This is a genomic window from Paenibacillus sp. FSL H7-0714 (assembly GCF_038003765.1).
Lineage (GTDB): Bacteria > Bacillota > Bacilli > Paenibacillales > Paenibacillaceae > Paenibacillus_AQ.
In genome coordinates, this window is sequence record NZ_JBBOPT010000001.1 from 4561345 (window position 1) to 4576944 (window position 15600).

The window sequence follows — 15600 nt, forward strand, 5'->3', positions numbered from 1 at the left end:
AAAAAACACTAACAGGACGTTAGTGCCTTCCAAGAGTTATTATTTTGAAATTTTTATAGCTTAAATCGATTTCAGAAAATCCTTAACAGCCTGCGTCTTCTTATCCCCGTTCTTCTCCAGTAGCATCAAAAATTCTTCAAGCTGGATCAGTAGTGGGCTGGCTTCAATCTGCTCTGGCCCCGCTTCTGACAATGTATTCTCGTATGCAATTGCCGCTTCTTCACTCATCACTTGCGTTATCTTATCAAAGAGCGGAGAGTTTTGGGTACCGTTAAACACATATTCTTTGGCTACGTTATAGGCTTCCTTAATAGCTATTGTACGGTTGGAAGACTTATAGGTTGACAAAAAATCTTCATATGCCATAGCCCGTTCTATGACCTTGTACCAGTTGATCAGCAAAGTTCCGTTCACAGCAGAGGGTTGCTCAGACTCAGTAGCCATCAGCTCGATATAGGCTTGCAAATCTTTGGAGACGTAAGGTTTGAACACTTTGAAGCTTTTGTATTGAATGATTGGATAAAAGCGTCCGCCACCCAATTCAAGCTTATAGTCCATGGCAGTCAAGTCCTGTAGAACAACACGGGTCTGGGACTGCTTCACCTTGGATCGAGCCAGCACCATTGACATGCCTGGAGTATAAATATCTTTGATATCTTGTTGAATAGCAGACGTATTCATTCGTTTGATTGCTGTAGGTAGATAAGCTTTCAGGGCATTTTCCAAATGTAAAACGGCTAAATTAGCCTCTGCTGGCGTCATCTCATCAATACGATTGACTAAGGTGGCTTGGGCCAGACTGAGAGATGAAGGTTTCTTCACTCTTTGCTCAAACAAACTAAAAGCAGCAGAAGACTTAACAACCGCTGCTTTTGACCGCTGTGGGAAGGCAAAGGAAATGGCAAGACCGATACTGGTCAAGAACAGGATTAAGCCGAGAGGGGCAGCAATGCTTTTCATAAAAATTGATCGTTCCATGGTACAGCTCCTTCCAGGGTAGACTGAGACAATGATTCGATCTTAAAAATATCATTAAATGGAAAATAATTCAATGATCATGTCAAAATCAAACATCACCATTATGCCGCTCTAGTATTATCCAAGCATAGCAGCTTGTCGTTTGTATTGATCCTCCAGTACTAAACAAGCCATAGCCTCTACGACAGGTACGATTCTCGGACAAATACATGGATCATGTCTGCCTTCGGTGCGTATCTCTTGTTCTTCCCCTTTGATGTTAGTCGTTTGCTGTGGCACAGAGATGGACGAAGTAGGCTTTACACTGATCCGAAATACGATTTCTTGTCCTGTGCTAATCCCCCCGATGATTCCTCCGGAATGATTAGTTAGAAAACCATCGCTATTCCTCGCATCATTATGCTCACTCCCCAGCATCGTTGCTGCTTCGAAGCCAGCTCCAAATTCTATCCCTTTAACAGCGCCAATGGAAAGCATAGCTTTCGCCAGTTCTGCATCCAATTTATCAAAGACCGGCTCTCCAAGACCCGGAACCACGCCACGAATACGGCATTCTACAATGCCACCACAGCTATCCCCAATCTCGGCTAACCCCTCAATTTTTTTAATCATTTTGTCAGCTGCAATTGGATCACAGGCACGGACAGCGTTTTGTTCAATCACACCCTCATCGAAGGATTCACATCTTATGCCTCCGATTTCTTGTGTGTATGCTACTACCTGTACGCCTCTTCTCTCTAACAACTTACGAGCTATCGCACCTCCAGCTACTCTTGCCGCAGTTTCTCTACCTGAAGCACGTCCGCTACCGCGATGATCCCGAATGCCGTATTTCTCTAAATAAGTAAAATCGGCATGGCCCGGACGAAAAGCGTCCTGGATCTCGCTGTACGCTTCTGGTCTCATATCGTGGTTTTGAAGAACTACAAAGAGCGGTGTACCTGTTGTTTTCCCCTCAAATACTCCAGATTGTATGTGGACAACATCATATTCTTTACGAGGAGTAGTCACTGAAGATTGGCCCGGTTTTCTCCGATCCATCTGTTTCTGTATATACGCTTCGTTAATCTCGACGCCTGGTGTTACACCATCCACTATGACCCCTACCGACACACCATGTGACTCACCGAAGGTTGTAATTTTGAACACTTCACCGAATGTATTTCCTGCCATTATATATGCACTCCTTATTTAGTATTGGACCTGTACGCCTAACGCTGACAAACGGTCAAAATAATCTGGACAGGTCTTTGAGACACAACCAGGGTCGTTAATCTGAATATTTTCAATCTTCAAGCCGATTAAAGAAAGCGCCATAGCCATCCGGTGATCGTCATGAGAATTTAGTAAAGCTGGGATTGGCTGACCCGGATATACCGTTAGACCATCCTCAAACTCTTCCACACGTATTCCGGTCTTACTTATTTCTTCACATATCGCGGCTATCCGATCACATTCATGATGTCTGATATGTGCGGCATCCTTTAGAGTGATTGGACCATCTGCAAAAATAGCCATAGCAGCCATTGTTAGTGTTTGATCCGACCACTTCTTCATACTCACTGTGTATCCACCCTTAAGCCGTGGGACACCTTGTACTTCAACAAAGTTCTCCCCACGAACAACGGTACAGCCCATTACCTCCAGAACGTCTAAGAACTCGATATCAGGTTGACTTGTATTGCTAGCATTGATCCCTTCAATTCGTACACGTCCTGCCGTAAGTGCAGCTACCGCCCAAAAGTAACAGCATGTGGATACATCAGGCTCTAAAGTGATCGTGTGACCTTGATACTTTCCTGCAGGAACCGTTATCGATTGACCGTCCTGAGATGCTTCTGGTTTTACACCAAAGGAGGCCATCATAGTAAGGGTCATCTCTACATAGTCTCTTTGCACAACTTCTCCATCAATATACACGGTTACCGGTTCTTTGGCATACGGTGCGGCTAGCAGTAATCCACTTATAAATTGACTTGAAGTGGAGCCGGGCAGGGTTGCCTTTCCTCCTTGCAGACCTTTTGCCTCTAATGTAAAAGGTAAACAACGGTCGGCTTGTTTATACTCAAATTGTGCACCCAGGGTTGTTAATGCATTGAGTAATGGCGCGAGTGGTCGCTCACAAAGCCGTTTACTTCCATTCATTGTCCAAGTGCCAGTCCCTGCCGCGAGTGCAGCCGGTAAGAATCTCGCAACCGTACCTGCCGCTCCTACATATAGCTCACCAGTCGGATTCGGCCAGTTGCCGCCACTTCCATCCACAACAGCTGTCTCTTCTTCTATCACAACGGGAATCCCCAGTTTTTTTAATGATTCAATACACCAGTAAGAGTCATCACTTCTTAATATTCCCTTTATTTCTGAACGTCCATCAGCTAAAGCAGCGATTACCAAGGCCCGATTCGTCAGACTTTTGCTTCCTGATATGGTTATCGTCCCATTGATTACCGCTTTCGCTGGGCTAATCTTCACTATGTGTTTATCGCTATTCGTTGACCATGGAGAACGTGCTTCTAAGTCCGGTTGATTGGATTCCACTTCATCCACCCCTTTGAATTATTCCTCTAGCCTGATTATAATGAATGAAATGAAATAAATGAAATTGGATTTTTACCATAATGATATAGAGGTGATCTATACCACATGTTCAACTTGGAGTGGTATCGTATTTTCTGGCAAACGGCACGTCATCGAAATTTAACAAAAGCTGCAGGGGAACTACATATTACACAGCCTTCTGTGAGTTATGCCATTAAACAAATGGAAGAAGCCTTAGGGCTGAAGCTGTTTCACAGGCTGTCCAAAGGTGTAGAGCTTACAGAAGAAGGACGAGCGCTATTTGAATATGTGGAGCAATCCTTTTCCATGCTGGATTCTGCACAGAAGCATCTGGAGAGCTTGAAGCAGTTAAATGAGGGAGAAATACGAATCGGAGCCAGTGATTATCTGATCAAGCACCTTTTGTTGCCGCAGTTGAATACCTTTCATAGCACATACCCAGGTATACGAATTCGTCTCTCTCATGGGAAGACGCCAGACATCACTAAGCGTTTAAAAGATGGTGAGATCGACTGTGCCTTTGTCCATATGCCGCTTCACGATCCACTGCTAAATATACAGACGCTGGCTGTGTTAGAGGATTGTTTTGTAGTAGGTGAAGCCTATCAAGAATTAGCTAGTCGTTCACTTACCATGAGAGAAGTGTCAGAGCTGCCTTTAATCTTATTTTCTCAAGGGAGCAGTACTAGAGTATTTGTTGAACAATGGTTTGCGACTAAGGGATTATCGGTAATTCCAGATATTGAATTGGGGAGCATAGAACTGCTAGCAGAGTTCGCCAGATTAGGGTATGGGGCAGCTTTTATCAGCCGTTCTTTCGTGCAAGAGGATCTTCATAGTGGAAAGCTTCATGAGTTGAAGTTAGAAGATCCGCTTTTACCTCGCAGTATAGGTTTTGCAGTACGACGGGATCGAAAGCTGTCTATTGCGGCTGAGCAATTTGTTCAGATGATTGGGGCACGGCTATCTGAGGGTTTATAATTCTTTGACTAAAAAAGCAAAAAACACCGGGAATCCCGATGTTTAATTCATTCCTAAAGCTTCTTTAATTTGCGGGATAGATAAACCGTTTGTTTTCATCTCTTTGATCCAAAGAATGCGTGCGACGGTTTTCTCTCTTTTATATCTGCGTGTTAAATTCTCCTCGGCCTGTTCAAAGGGAAGCATGCCTTCTTCTGTGTAATGTTTGAGTGTACTATAACGAGAGTTTGTGATTCTTACCAATTCACCTATAGATACATACTCTGAAGCCAAAATATTCTCCATGGAGCGTTGTCTAGACATTGATTACCAACTCCTTTACAGCGGGCGCTTCGGAACAAGACGCACACCTTGGATTGGCACTTTCATCATTACAAAATGCGGGATCGCATCGTATAACAAATTATCAATTTTAAGGGTCGCAATCGATCCTCTCTCCATCACCTTAACTTCATGTCCATAGGACAATAATCTTGTAATAACTGCGTCTAGTCTTTGATTAGAATTATCAAACCAAGACTCTGTTTCTATAAAGACAGCTCGCGATGGCTCTAGGGCAGGGAATAAAAGATTGATGCTACTACCGATAAAAGTCTTCGCAAACTTTGTCTTCAATTCTAAAAAGCGTTTGATTCCCAGCTCAATTCCATGGCGAATTTGTATTGGAAGCAATGCCTTTGCCCATAAATTACTTTGGTATAGATCATGTAGTTTGATATTTACCTTTTCTATTTCATTTAGCGAGAAGAAATCATGCATGCATCCACATTCACGAAGCAGCCACAGCATACAAATGACCTCATCCGTTACTGAACCCTCTTCCAAAATCTCTGCGCGAATGTTCTCTGTAATGCTTGTGTACGCCTCCATATTACTGCGATACGCTCTAACTTCAACTTCGGCAGTATCAAAATACATGTCGCTCCCTAACAGACTTGGGATATCTTCAAGCAAATCCATTGCTTTAAGATCATCTGAAATCGCGGTCTCGAACTTTTTTAATTGTTTGTTAGACAGCATGGAGGCCTTTTTTACCCACCAATTAAGATCACCCTTCACTTCAGCATGTTTATGAAGCAAGGGCTGTAGAACCGTTTCTCTATAAAGTGCTGAATGAGCTTGATCAAATCCTTCCTTGGGCAAAGTTAACTTGTTCTCTGATTGCGTAAAACATCCCTCTAAGTAAAGCTCCAATATAACCGCTGCTGCCATACAGCGTAAAGACACTTTCTTGACAGTAGTCATATGAAGACTTCTCTGTGCATTAAGCGCGATCACTGAAAAACTCGGTGCTAATTTTAAATCCATCATAACCATCCACCCCTATCCATAAATTCGTATTTACTGGATGATATTTATTCCGTATGGTGAGCGTTTTGATTTACTTACTACTTACTACTTACTACTTACTACTTATCACTTACAATACTCTACATTTACATTATTTTCAAGTGTTCTTGAATAAATTAAATAAAACCCCAACTTGTAATCGGAGACTACTAAAAGAACGGACAATCATATCCTTTTTAGCAAAAAAATCCAGATCGTCAAGCAATTACGCACATTGCTTGACGACCTGGCTTTTAATTTAAAAATAAACCAACATTTTCTTTTTATGTATGTTCTTAAGTCATTAATATTTAGCACTGCGGTACAAAGTTATTTTTTTTTCATATTATAAAATAAGACCCGCAGTGAAAGGAATTTACACTCATGGAATATTTGAATATGCTTGCTAAATTAGGTGTTGGAAATGCTCATCCTGGAGGGTTTACTGCAACTTTAAAGCAATTTGAACAATATCCACTACCACCTGCTTCCCGAATCCTTGAAGTTGGTTGTGGCACTGGCAGAACATCTTGTTATTTAGCTGCACAAGGTCATGATGTAATAGGTATAGATATTCACCCAGATATGATCTCAAAAGCAAAAATACGGGCTGAAAAAGAGAAATCTATAATTCAATTCTTAGTAGGTGACGCAAGTTCGCTTCCTTTTCCTAACGAGTCATTTGATGTGATTCTTGTTGAGTCTGTATCCATTTTCACTGATACAGAAAAGGCATTCTCGGAATATTATAGGGTTCTGCGGACTGGAGGCAAGCTTTTTGACAGAGAAATGATTCAATATAAACCTATGTCTACAGAAATTAATCAAATGATTAGTACATTTTATCATGTAAAGAATCTATGGGACTTTAATAAATGGTCAGCATTAGTAAACACTATGGGATTTTATCATTCACAGATAGATGGTCCCTTCTTGTTCCCTAAATCAAGTGAGGATCTTACAGAGCATCCAGACCATTATCAACAAATGGACACTGATTCCTTTCTTGACCACACGATTTGGGAAGTGATCAGTAAGTACAACAGTATAATGGACCGTTATCATGAATACATCGGATTTATTCTCGTTATTGGAACGAAATAAAGGATTGGCATGTCCATCAACATTTGCAAAAAAAGAACAATAGCCTTGGAACAGTGGCTATTGTTCTTTCTGATAGCCTGCTATTATACAAAGAAACAAGCAGATAATATAATTACCAATAAGATATAAAGAACCAAAATTTCTCCAGTAGAAGTAAATCTGCCTCCAACTCCACAGCTCATTGATTATCCCTCCCTTTTACTTCCTAAAATATAATATGCGCCACTATTCTAAAAGTATGGACTATCACCTAAATAACATGAGCTGACGGATTTTAAATTCCTACTCACGCCGGAAATAATTACGAATTGGTCCCTTGTTATATCCTCCATTAACTTCTGTTATGCGGTAAAAAAACTTATTTTGGTATTGAGCGAAAAAAACAGCACAAAATATCATGCACTGCTTCCCTTTCCACCTTAAACTGTAGAAAAAAGGAGGGAACAGGATGTTAACGATTTCCGTTCATACACTGGATTTGAAAGGAACAAGCTATGAAATTGGGTATAAGCTAGGCAATATTATTTCAGAAAATACAGCACATAAGATTGCTTACACTCGTAAACTCGAAGGCTTTGGTTTAACAGAATATAAAGACGCTGTCAAACTATTCGATGAGTGGTGCCCAGGCATTTCAGAAGAAATTGTTGGCTTTGCCGATGCATTAAAGGTTAATACCGAGCAAATCGCTTACTACGCCATGACGTATCTGCTGCCGCGATGCAGTCAGATTGCCTTGCTGCCAAATATGACAGCACAGAACAAGCCATTGTTAGCTCGCAACTATGAATTCAATCATCAGATCGAGGATTTTGTGTTAGTCAGAACCTCAGTAACAGGTAAATATACGCACATGGGCACAAGTACAATGAGCTTTGGGAGAGACGACGGTTTTAATGAGCACGGACTTGCTGTTACAATGAGTGCTTGCGGCTTTCCTGTCGGGGCTGTGCCCTTTTTGCGTGCACCTAAAGTAAAAGGATTACATTTCTGGGCGGCCATTCGGGCGTTACTGGAAAATTGTAAAAATGTCGAAGAATCACTTTTTTATTTGAAAGAGATGCCTATCGCCTGTAATGTCAATTTGATGCTGCTAGATAAAAATGGGAATGCCGCCTTGTTTGAAACGATGAACGGCATGCAAGCAACGAAGCAAATTAGTCCAGCTTCGCAAGAGCAGTTCCTCTGGGCTACCAATCATCCAGTTCTTCCACCATTAGTTCGTTATGAGCCCCAGGCTGCCATTCATTCTTTGCGGCGAGGGGAGTGGATCGCTTCCCAACTGAAAGGAGCAACAGCTATGACGAATGAACATCTAAAGGAGATGCTGTTGTCCAAATACCCGAATGGGCTGTGCAGTCATTATTATGAGGATTACTTCGGTACAACCAAAAGCATGGTGTTCTCCCCCGCAGACGGTATAATAGAGCTATGTTGGGGCGGCAGAGCGGAAAATGGCTGGCAGACTTATGATTTAAAACAAGCTATACCAGACTCCACAACAAATATCCAGATTTGTATGGAGAGAGCGGACAAAGCTATGTTCGATTATCAATCTTTGAACAGTTGACCGATGGAGGGATTCAAATTGGACTATCGGCTGGCGTTAGAGCAAGCGATAATCTATATTGAAGACATGCTTGGCGAAGCGATTAAAGTAGAGGATGTTGCTCGGGCAGCAGGGTATTCCTACTATCATTTGAACCGCCAATTCACCGCTATATTAGGGGAAAGCATCGGCAGCTATATTAAGAAACGTCGACTGGCCAATGCTGCAAAAGCTTTGCTTTACACAAACAAAAGAATTATAGATGTTGCGCTAGACAACGGCTTTGAGTCCGCCGAGTCTTTTAGTCGTGCGTTTAAATTCATATATAAGGTCAGCCCGCAGGAATACCGTATCAATCGACTGGACACCTTCATTGCTTCCAAGACTAAACTGCACGCTAATTTATTGGAGCATCTAACTTGCAATGTTACCGTACATCCTACCATTGTAAAACTCCCAGAGACGAAGGTCGCCGGAATACGTGGAGAAACAACGCTCAAGGATAACAAACTAGCCGAACTGTGGCAGAAATTCAACAAAATTTCTACTCGAATTCCCCATCGTTCACTTAATGGACGAGGATTTGGCATCTGCGAGGCCTGTCATGAAAACAGCCTGTACTCCATGAGTGATGAGGTGTTATTTACGGAGGTCGCTGGCATCGAAGTGGATTCTTTTGAAGGACTTCCTGCAAAATTTGTGCAAAAGGTAATTCCAGAGGGGCGTTACGCCGTATTCACTCACACTGGTACACTGCGCACGCTTCCCCAAACGTTCCATTATATTTGGGGAACGTGGTTCCTTAACACGAAAGAGGAAATGGACGAGCGTGAGGATTTTGAGCTATACGATCAACGATATTTAGGATATGATCATCCTGATTCCAAAGTAGATCTGTACATTCCGATCAAATAAAAATCATGACCCCCTAGAGAATTATTGGATGATAGCGCGGCTTAGACCAAACTGCAAAAGCCCAAGCGTTGAATACGCCTGGGCTTCTATTTATAGGTAAATGTGGTCTTCAGACATTATTAGTGAATCAACAACACACAGCACTCCACATGCCTAATATCCCTATACTTCATTGGATTGAATTCATTAACTCGTAGAAATATTTAGGTTCCTGAGTTTTATTAAGTCGATACCAAGCGTCTAATGTTTTTGGAGAAAATACATCTAGCGCTTTTAAAACATGAACAGAAAATTCTAATGGAGCTACTCCGGATGCGGTGATCAATTTCCCATCGGTGACAGCAGATTCCACTTTGTAATATTCTTCGCCCGTGTAAGAATGGCAAATCATTTTAAGGTAGGCCAAATCATTGCTTGTGTGCCAACGTGAATCTAACAATCCTGCTTGAGCAAGTCCTAAGGTAGCACCGCAAATTGCTCCAACTACTATCCCTTCCTTTAAACACATCTCGGCAATTTTTAATATGGGCACGTGAATAGCTTCTGTCCATGTATTTCCACCAGGTAAAATCAGTGCATCTACGCTTTTAATGCTGCACTCATCCACTTTAATGTCAGGCATTATTTTCAATCCGCCCATTGTAGTTACTGGAGTCTTTTCTATCCCAACGGTGACTATTTTTGCTGGAGCCAGCCCCTGTCTGAAGTGTCTTCCAGAGTTCAGTTCGGCGGCTAAATAACCTATTTCCCAATCGGACATGGTATCAAACACATAAAGATATACTGTATTATTCATTTCTAAGTGCTCCTCATAAAGTTTATTAGGTAACAGCAACCATTCATCTTTAATGAGTGGTTATCATTATAATAAAACAACTTCACTGACATCTGCTGTCAGTGAAGTTGTTAAACTTGATAATATTCCATTAACTCTGAAGCAACCGCCACAAGTTTATTCTTTAGATTCTGTGGCTCTAAAACTTGAATGGATTTCCCATAGGGAAGAATTATATACGGAACATATGTATACAGTGATTCTTCCTCAAGTAAAAAAATTGCTTGCGTTGATGTCCGCTCCTGCAAATGATGCTCCAAAAACCAATGTATGCATAAATCATCCAACGCCTCTGCCCTGCCACCAATAATTAAAGAAATTAATTCGGATTTACCTACTACATCTGGTAACAGATTTTTCATAAAAAAAGTACGCGCTGAAAAATCATTGGGACGCCTAAATGAGAATGGCGTGCGTGTGATGTTCAGAATTCGTTCTACCCGAAAGCTGCGGATCTCATTCCGCAGGTGGCAAAATGCAATTGTGTACCACTTATTGTTCCAATTAACCACGCCATAGGGGTCTATTACCCTATTTGGGGACTGCTCTTCATGACTGTTACGATAAGAAATTTCTACAGAACATTCATTTGCTACAGCGTGCTCCAATTCCTGCAATACCGGCTGAACAGCGGGGTATCCCCTGCGGTTTATTACTTCAAATCCGGCTAAATGATGGCTTAGTATATTTTCCTGCTCCTGATTCGAATACATTTTCAACTTGGATGTTGCATTCTCTAATGCCTCACTCAAAGGATATCCGGCTTCTTTTGCAAATAGGGCAGCATGAAGCAGTGTTTTTTTTTCATCAATACTAAATAGTAGAGGAGATTTGATAAAATTGTGCAGCAAGCTATACCCTCCATTGTGCCCTGTGTCGGATATGATAGGGACGCCACTGACGCATAGTGCATCAATATACCGATAAACTGTTCTTATATTTATCTCTAACTTTTCCGATATTTGCTTTGCAGTCAATTTCTCTCCCGAATTCAACATCCATAGAATTGTTAGCATATTATCATTTTTTGGCATAACATAACCCTCACCTTTGATTACCACTATACTTAACTTCTAACAAGCACTTTAAGTGATTTGTTTGCTAATCCACTGTATTCCTTTATTCTGATTCTAGTAGTGTTGATACACTCCTGAATTCCTTGTTATTACTAATCAACTCCGTTAGTGTTACCGGAGTGCTCACTCCCCCACATCTCCATAACTGTTCTAACGGCGATTTTTTTCAAATCCTCTTTTCATTTCAATAAATGCCTCAGCTTATCTGGGTTCCTAACAAAGTATAAGTTGCGAATCGAATTTCTCTCGACATGCATTAGCGCAACAGTTACGATCCCATCTCCTGAACGGACAACGAGTCCTGTTTGGCCATTTATATCCCTCATTTCTACATGCACGCCTCCTTCGTAATGAGGAGCCTTACGAGTTAAGCCGAGAAGGAAACGGGCGACGAGATCGCGCGATTCAATAGGATGGACGGCGGCGAAGGCTTTACCCCCTCCATCTGAGACCAACACGACATCTTTGGCGAGCATGGATACAACCCTATCCACGTTACCCTGTTCGAGAGCCGCTAGGAGTCGACGGACCCACTCTTCGCTTGCAGCTTCGGGATTGACTGGTTCATCGGGGGTAATCCCCATTTTTCCTCTCGCACGGCTGATCAGCTTGCGGCAATTCGCTTCGCTTTTGCCAACGAGCTCAGCAATATTAGCATATTCAAAGCCGAGCGCCTCACGAAGCACGAACACTGCCCGTTCCGTAAGGGACAGCCTTTCAAGCAAGACGAGCATAGCATAAGACAGCAGCTCGCCTTGAACAACCGATTCAAACGATTCATTATTCGGAGTAAGAAGGGGCTCAGGAAGCCATTGCCCGAAATACTGTTCCCGCCGCTTACGCGCCGAATTGAATAAATCCCGACAGCGATTAGTTACCATTTTGCACAAATATGCTTTAGGTTCAACCAATCGATCCAGCTTTACATCATACAACTTCAGGAATACGTCCTGCACAGCGTCCTCCGCATCGGAGACCGATCCAGTCAGTTGGTAGGCAAGCGTAAAAAGCAGCCCTTTATAATGCTCATATAACTCTTGCATCTTAAAATTCCACCCTTTTCCACTAACCCTCTGTTTACATTATTTTAACAGACTTGCCGAATCCCATGTGAATTTCCTTATTCGCCAACCCAGCTTTCCTGTAAAAATAATATCTAACCCCCATTGATGTGTCCATACCATTCCCTGCTCCGGACCTAAGGCAAAACAAAAAAAGTCAATAAATTCCTTATGCATGGGTGCCGGACGCCCTGCAATATCCGCCGATAAAATCTTTCCAAGCCTTGCTGCTTGGGCGGTCGCTTCCTTACACGTCTTCCCGTCCACCCGTCCGGTAGCAGGGTCTACGATTCGCGCGCAGTCGCCGATACTGTATACACCCTGGGCCCCTTGAACCCGATAACTTGCATCTACGATCACGTATCCTTCCGGAGTGATCGGTAACCCGATGCTTTGCAGCATTGGGTTGGGTGACAGCCCCAGCGTCCAGACACATAGGCCAGCGGACATCGTCTCGCCGTTAGATAAGGTTAGCACTCCCTCTTTCTCCTGTAATACCCTACTTCCATGTAAGGTAGTTACTCCGCAAGCGTCAAGTGAACGTTCCAGTTTAAGCCCTACTTTTGCCGGGCCTTCTGGGAAAAGTCTCTTATTCGCGTTAAATAAATTTATCCTTACAGCATTCGGGTCAAGTCCCAATGATACCGCATCATCACGAAAAAAATAAGCTAGTTCAGCAGATGTCTCGATGCCGCTTATGCCCGCTCCAACAACGGCAATGGTCATTAATCTCTGACGTTCTTTCGAGCTTTTTTCCTTTACAGCTTTCTTTATATTCGCGCGCCATGCCTCTCGGATCTTCCACGCAGCGTCTAAACTCGCTAATGCTATACCTCCTAGATCAGAGTCGGGTTGCCGCACGACGCTGCCCACCGCCAGAACGAGGAAGTCATATTTTATCGAATTCTTATTTCCTACAGCATCCTGACAAAGTAGCCTTCTTTCCCCTGATTCGATTTTCGTTACAGTAGCCTGAACGAATTCAACCCCCTCGGGAAATAACCTAGTCAGAGGGATAGTAATCTCTTCATCTCCGACCGCGGGCTTAAAAAGCAATACTTTGCGAAAGTGATAAGGGTTCTTATCGATTAAAATAAGTCGGAGTGTTCGTTTACTTGCTTGCCCCTTAAATGTTTTCCGAATCGCTTTAACTGCATTAATACCTGCATATCCTCCGCCAATAACGATGCATGTCAATTCTTTCATTGCAACCACTCCTTATTCCGTCTGCATATAAAACGAGATAAGGAGTCGTTTTGTGACAACAACGATATTTCGATGACTGCCGATTATCTGTACTTGAAAAAGTTATCATCGCAAAAAACATTTGTTATTCAAAGTAATCTCAACAGAAGGGATACATCCTTCTTCAATTGCAATCCCAATCAATGTGGACACTATACTTTTGGTACATGAATTAATCCGTTGAAAGTTATCTCTTAACTGCATACTCGAGGTTTTCAATCTTCGTTATCATGGTTATCTTACTATAAAATGGAATTTCATCTGGTTTACAAATTGATTAAAACAAAAAGATCACATCAATGGATAGCAAAAAGACTTGCTCGAGGTATCAATACCTTCGAGCAAGTCTTTTCATCTTAAATTATATAGAAACTAATGCCTTATACAAAAACATACTCCCCGTCACCGATCTGAATCGTCTTCCCTTTCAGCGCTAACGAATCCGTTTCAAAAAACACCTGTTTGAACTGGTTCTCGTCCCCATGTACGAAAGCAAAAGACTTATCTCCAATCGTAAGGATAAAAGTACCGTCCTCTGACTCTGTTACAGGCAATCCGAATATCGATCCCCAGTGTTTAGCGGTAGCTGCAGGATCGGAGACATGGAATACTGCGCGCACGATTTCAACATGACCTGCAGGATGAGGTTGGATGACTCCAGACGATGATAATCTTTCTAACCTCTCTGCATCTGTCCCGCTCCATTGAATGATGAACGGATAGACTAGGCCTTGAAAGTCACCACCGATAGTCATCATGCGCCACTCGATTAATCTTCCCTCGTTATCTAGACGCTTCCCATCGATGATTGGAGATAGTGATAAACCCGCTGCCTTAAGGGAATCCGCTACTTCTTCAATATCATCTGTCCGGATGACTACTCTGCTCAAGACTTCATGCTCCGGCAGAAGTTTTACAGCGTCTTTCACCACTAGATTATGTTCAGTTGCCTTTGCCAACTCAAGATTCTCAATGCCCAGAAATTCCAGATAGGTTAGCCCGAAATAACTTAATGCGTTATAGGTTCCCCAATCTTTATGAGAACCTCCCTTAAAAGCAACCAAATCATGAGCTCCAAAAATTTCAACCGGTTTAAACAGATCATTGACGTAGTGTACTAAATGATCCCATTTCACTGTTGCCATGATTACTTCACTCCTAGCTCAGTAGTACGCTTCACAGCTGCCAGAACACTTCTTTGCAGACCTGCTGCGAAATCACTGTTATTTAATTCGTACAAGCCATGCATCCCAACTCCGCCAGGTGAATTATTAATATCTAGCAGTTGTCTTGGATGCAGCCCTGTCTGCTGCAGCATAGCTACCGATCCCATCATATTCTCCAGTGCAACATTCCAGGCTTGCTCACGCGGCAATCCGGCAAGCACACCTGCATCTACAAAAGACTCAATGAAATAATAAATATAGTTGGGGCCAGCCACACCAAATCCAGTGAAAATATCCATTAATGTCTCATCCAGATATTGCACTTTACCAAATCCGAGTAAGAAATGCTCCACTTGATCACGGCTAGCGTAAGCATTTAATGCTACACCGCTATATCCGTAGCCTGTATCCGTCAATGTATTTGGAATGACACGGATAATGGACCTCTCAGCTCCAAAATAACCAGCTAATTGGACATTCGTCACACCTGCCACAATCGATACGATGACTGCGGTAGGTGAAGCGAATTGTTGTACGATTTGTCCAAGTGTAGTTAAATCATCCTGTGGACGCACCGCAACCACAATCAGATCTGCAGTAGATAGGCTTTGCTCCTGTGAGCTCTTCGTATCTATTCCGTATTTGGTACTCAAAAACTGAAGACGAGCTTCATTAATGTCAGATACACTAATTTGATCTACCGACAGGGTGTTGTTGGATATACATGCGCGAATGATCGCTTCCGCCATCTGTCCTCCACCGATAAAATGAATCTTTTCTTGTGTCACTTGCGTTCACTTCC

The 15600-nt window shown here is 42.5% G+C and carries 16 protein-coding genes; 4 read left to right on the plus strand and 12 right to left on the minus strand.

Translation table 11 applies throughout. The features are described 5' to 3' along the window. Nucleotides 1–60: 60 nt before the first annotated feature. The 3 genes from NST34_RS20430 to aroA all read right to left on the minus strand — a co-directional run bounded on the left by NST34_RS20430 (nucleotide 61) and on the right by aroA (nucleotide 3516). Nucleotides 61–978, minus strand: a complete 918-nt coding sequence (locus NST34_RS20430) for a hypothetical protein (protein WP_341128662.1) — start codon at nucleotides 976–978, stop codon at nucleotides 61–63. A 117-nt stretch (nucleotides 979–1095) separates the two neighbouring features. Next, nucleotides 1096–2151: a chorismate synthase gene (aroC, locus tag NST34_RS20435; protein ID WP_042189513.1), complete on the minus strand. Its 1056-nt coding sequence runs from the start codon at nucleotides 2149–2151 to the stop codon at nucleotides 1096–1098. Nucleotides 2152–2169: 18 nt separating this feature from the next. Continuing rightward, the gene (aroA, locus tag NST34_RS20440) at nucleotides 2170–3516 is read right to left on the minus strand and encodes a 3-phosphoshikimate 1-carboxyvinyltransferase (RefSeq protein WP_341128663.1); all 1347 of its coding nucleotides are present in this window, start codon (nucleotides 3514–3516) and stop codon (nucleotides 2170–2172) included. Between the two features lie 105 nt (nucleotides 3517–3621). On the opposite strand from aroA, the gene NST34_RS20445 reads away from it, so the two are divergent. Further along, nucleotides 3622–4518: a LysR family transcriptional regulator gene (locus NST34_RS20445; protein ID WP_076285386.1), complete on the plus strand. Its 897-nt coding sequence runs from the start codon at nucleotides 3622–3624 to the stop codon at nucleotides 4516–4518. Between the two features lie 42 nt (nucleotides 4519–4560). Here the strand turns inward: NST34_RS20445 and NST34_RS20450 are convergent, their stop codons facing one another. After that, complete coding sequence (locus NST34_RS20450) at nucleotides 4561–4821, minus strand: helix-turn-helix domain-containing protein (RefSeq protein WP_339796899.1); 261 nt, start codon at nucleotides 4819–4821, stop codon at nucleotides 4561–4563. 15 nt (nucleotides 4822–4836) lie between these two features. Continuing rightward, a complete protein-coding gene (locus tag NST34_RS20455) occupies nucleotides 4837–5829 on the minus strand; it encodes a hypothetical protein (RefSeq protein WP_341128664.1) in 993 nt (330 codons plus the stop codon). A gap of 402 nt (nucleotides 5830–6231) precedes the next feature. Between NST34_RS20455 and NST34_RS20460 the strand changes: the two genes are divergently transcribed. Beyond that, nucleotides 6232–6951 carry a class I SAM-dependent methyltransferase gene (locus tag NST34_RS20460; protein WP_076285383.1) on the plus strand — a complete coding sequence of 240 codons (720 nt, stop codon included), beginning with the start codon at nucleotides 6232–6234 and terminating at the stop codon, nucleotides 6949–6951. 83 nt (nucleotides 6952–7034) lie between these two features. Here the strand turns inward: NST34_RS20460 and NST34_RS20465 are convergent, their stop codons facing one another. Next, a complete protein-coding gene (locus NST34_RS20465; protein WP_139328621.1) occupies nucleotides 7035–7133 on the minus strand; it encodes a sporulation protein YjcZ in 99 nt (32 codons plus the stop codon). Nucleotides 7134–7399: 266 nt separating this feature from the next. On the opposite strand from NST34_RS20465, the gene NST34_RS20470 reads away from it, so the two are divergent. Further along, a complete protein-coding gene (locus NST34_RS20470) occupies nucleotides 7400–8521 on the plus strand; it encodes a C45 family peptidase (protein ID WP_341128665.1) in 1122 nt (373 codons plus the stop codon). A gap of 18 nt (nucleotides 8522–8539) precedes the next feature. Then, entirely contained in the window at nucleotides 8540–9415 is an 876-nt protein-coding gene (locus NST34_RS20475) for an AraC family transcriptional regulator (RefSeq protein WP_341128666.1), read from the plus strand. A gap of 169 nt (nucleotides 9416–9584) precedes the next feature. On the opposite strand, the gene NST34_RS20480 is transcribed toward NST34_RS20475, so the two are convergent. From NST34_RS20480 to proC, 6 genes are all read right to left on the minus strand, one after another. Further along, entirely contained in the window at nucleotides 9585–10211 is a 627-nt protein-coding gene (locus NST34_RS20480; RefSeq protein WP_076285381.1) for a type 1 glutamine amidotransferase family protein, read from the minus strand. A 110-nt stretch (nucleotides 10212–10321) separates the two neighbouring features. Next, nucleotides 10322–11284, minus strand: a complete 963-nt coding sequence (locus tag NST34_RS20485) for a helix-turn-helix transcriptional regulator (protein ID WP_341128667.1) — start codon at nucleotides 11282–11284, stop codon at nucleotides 10322–10324. A 221-nt stretch (nucleotides 11285–11505) separates the two neighbouring features. Beyond that, a complete protein-coding gene (gene sigJ, locus NST34_RS20490) occupies nucleotides 11506–12369 on the minus strand; it encodes an RNA polymerase sigma factor SigJ (protein WP_341128668.1) in 864 nt (287 codons plus the stop codon). 39 nt (nucleotides 12370–12408) lie between these two features. Continuing rightward, entirely contained in the window at nucleotides 12409–13593 is a 1185-nt protein-coding gene (locus NST34_RS20495; RefSeq protein ID WP_341128669.1) for an NAD(P)/FAD-dependent oxidoreductase, read from the minus strand. Between the two features lie 419 nt (nucleotides 13594–14012). Then, a complete protein-coding gene (locus tag NST34_RS20500; RefSeq protein ID WP_340971071.1) occupies nucleotides 14013–14777 on the minus strand; it encodes a VOC family protein in 765 nt (254 codons plus the stop codon). A 2-nt stretch (nucleotides 14778–14779) separates the two neighbouring features. Next, nucleotides 14780–15586: a pyrroline-5-carboxylate reductase gene (gene proC / locus NST34_RS20505; RefSeq protein WP_340971073.1), complete on the minus strand. Its 807-nt coding sequence runs from the start codon at nucleotides 15584–15586 to the stop codon at nucleotides 14780–14782. Nucleotides 15587–15600: the final 14 nt, after the last annotated feature.

Bases quoted from the DNA above. Each gene is read 5' to 3' on its own strand.
- NST34_RS20430 (WP_341128662.1), bottom strand. From the start codon at position 978: ATGGAACGATCAATTTTTATGAAAAGCATTGCTGCCCCTCTCGGCTTA.
- aroC (WP_042189513.1), bottom strand. From the start codon at position 2,151: ATGGCAGGAAATACATTCGGTGAAGTGTTCAAAATTACAACCTTCGGT.
- NST34_RS20445 (WP_076285386.1), top strand. From the start codon at position 3,622: ATGTTCAACTTGGAGTGGTATCGTATTTTCTGGCAAACGGCACGTCAT.
- NST34_RS20450 (WP_339796899.1), bottom strand. From the start codon at position 4,821: ATGTCTAGACAACGCTCCATGGAGAATATTTTGGCTTCAGAGTATGTA.
- NST34_RS20455 (WP_341128664.1), bottom strand. From the start codon at position 5,829: ATGATGGATTTAAAATTAGCACCGAGTTTTTCAGTGATCGCGCTTAAT.
- NST34_RS20460 (WP_076285383.1), top strand. From the start codon at position 6,232: ATGGAATATTTGAATATGCTTGCTAAATTAGGTGTTGGAAATGCTCAT.
- NST34_RS20465 (WP_139328621.1), bottom strand. From the start codon at position 7,133: ATGAGCTGTGGAGTTGGAGGCAGATTTACTTCTACTGGAGAAATTTTG.
- NST34_RS20470 (WP_341128665.1), top strand. From the start codon at position 7,400: ATGTTAACGATTTCCGTTCATACACTGGATTTGAAAGGAACAAGCTAT.
- NST34_RS20480 (WP_076285381.1), bottom strand. From the start codon at position 10,211: ATGAATAATACAGTATATCTTTATGTGTTTGATACCATGTCCGATTGG.
- NST34_RS20485 (WP_341128667.1), bottom strand. From the start codon at position 11,284: ATGCCAAAAAATGATAATATGCTAACAATTCTATGGATGTTGAATTCG.
- sigJ (WP_341128668.1), bottom strand. From the start codon at position 12,369: ATGCAAGAGTTATATGAGCATTATAAAGGGCTGCTTTTTACGCTTGCC.
- NST34_RS20495 (WP_341128669.1), bottom strand. From the start codon at position 13,593: ATGAAAGAATTGACATGCATCGTTATTGGCGGAGGATATGCAGGTATT.
- NST34_RS20500 (WP_340971071.1), bottom strand. From the start codon at position 14,777: ATGGCAACAGTGAAATGGGATCATTTAGTACACTACGTCAATGATCTG.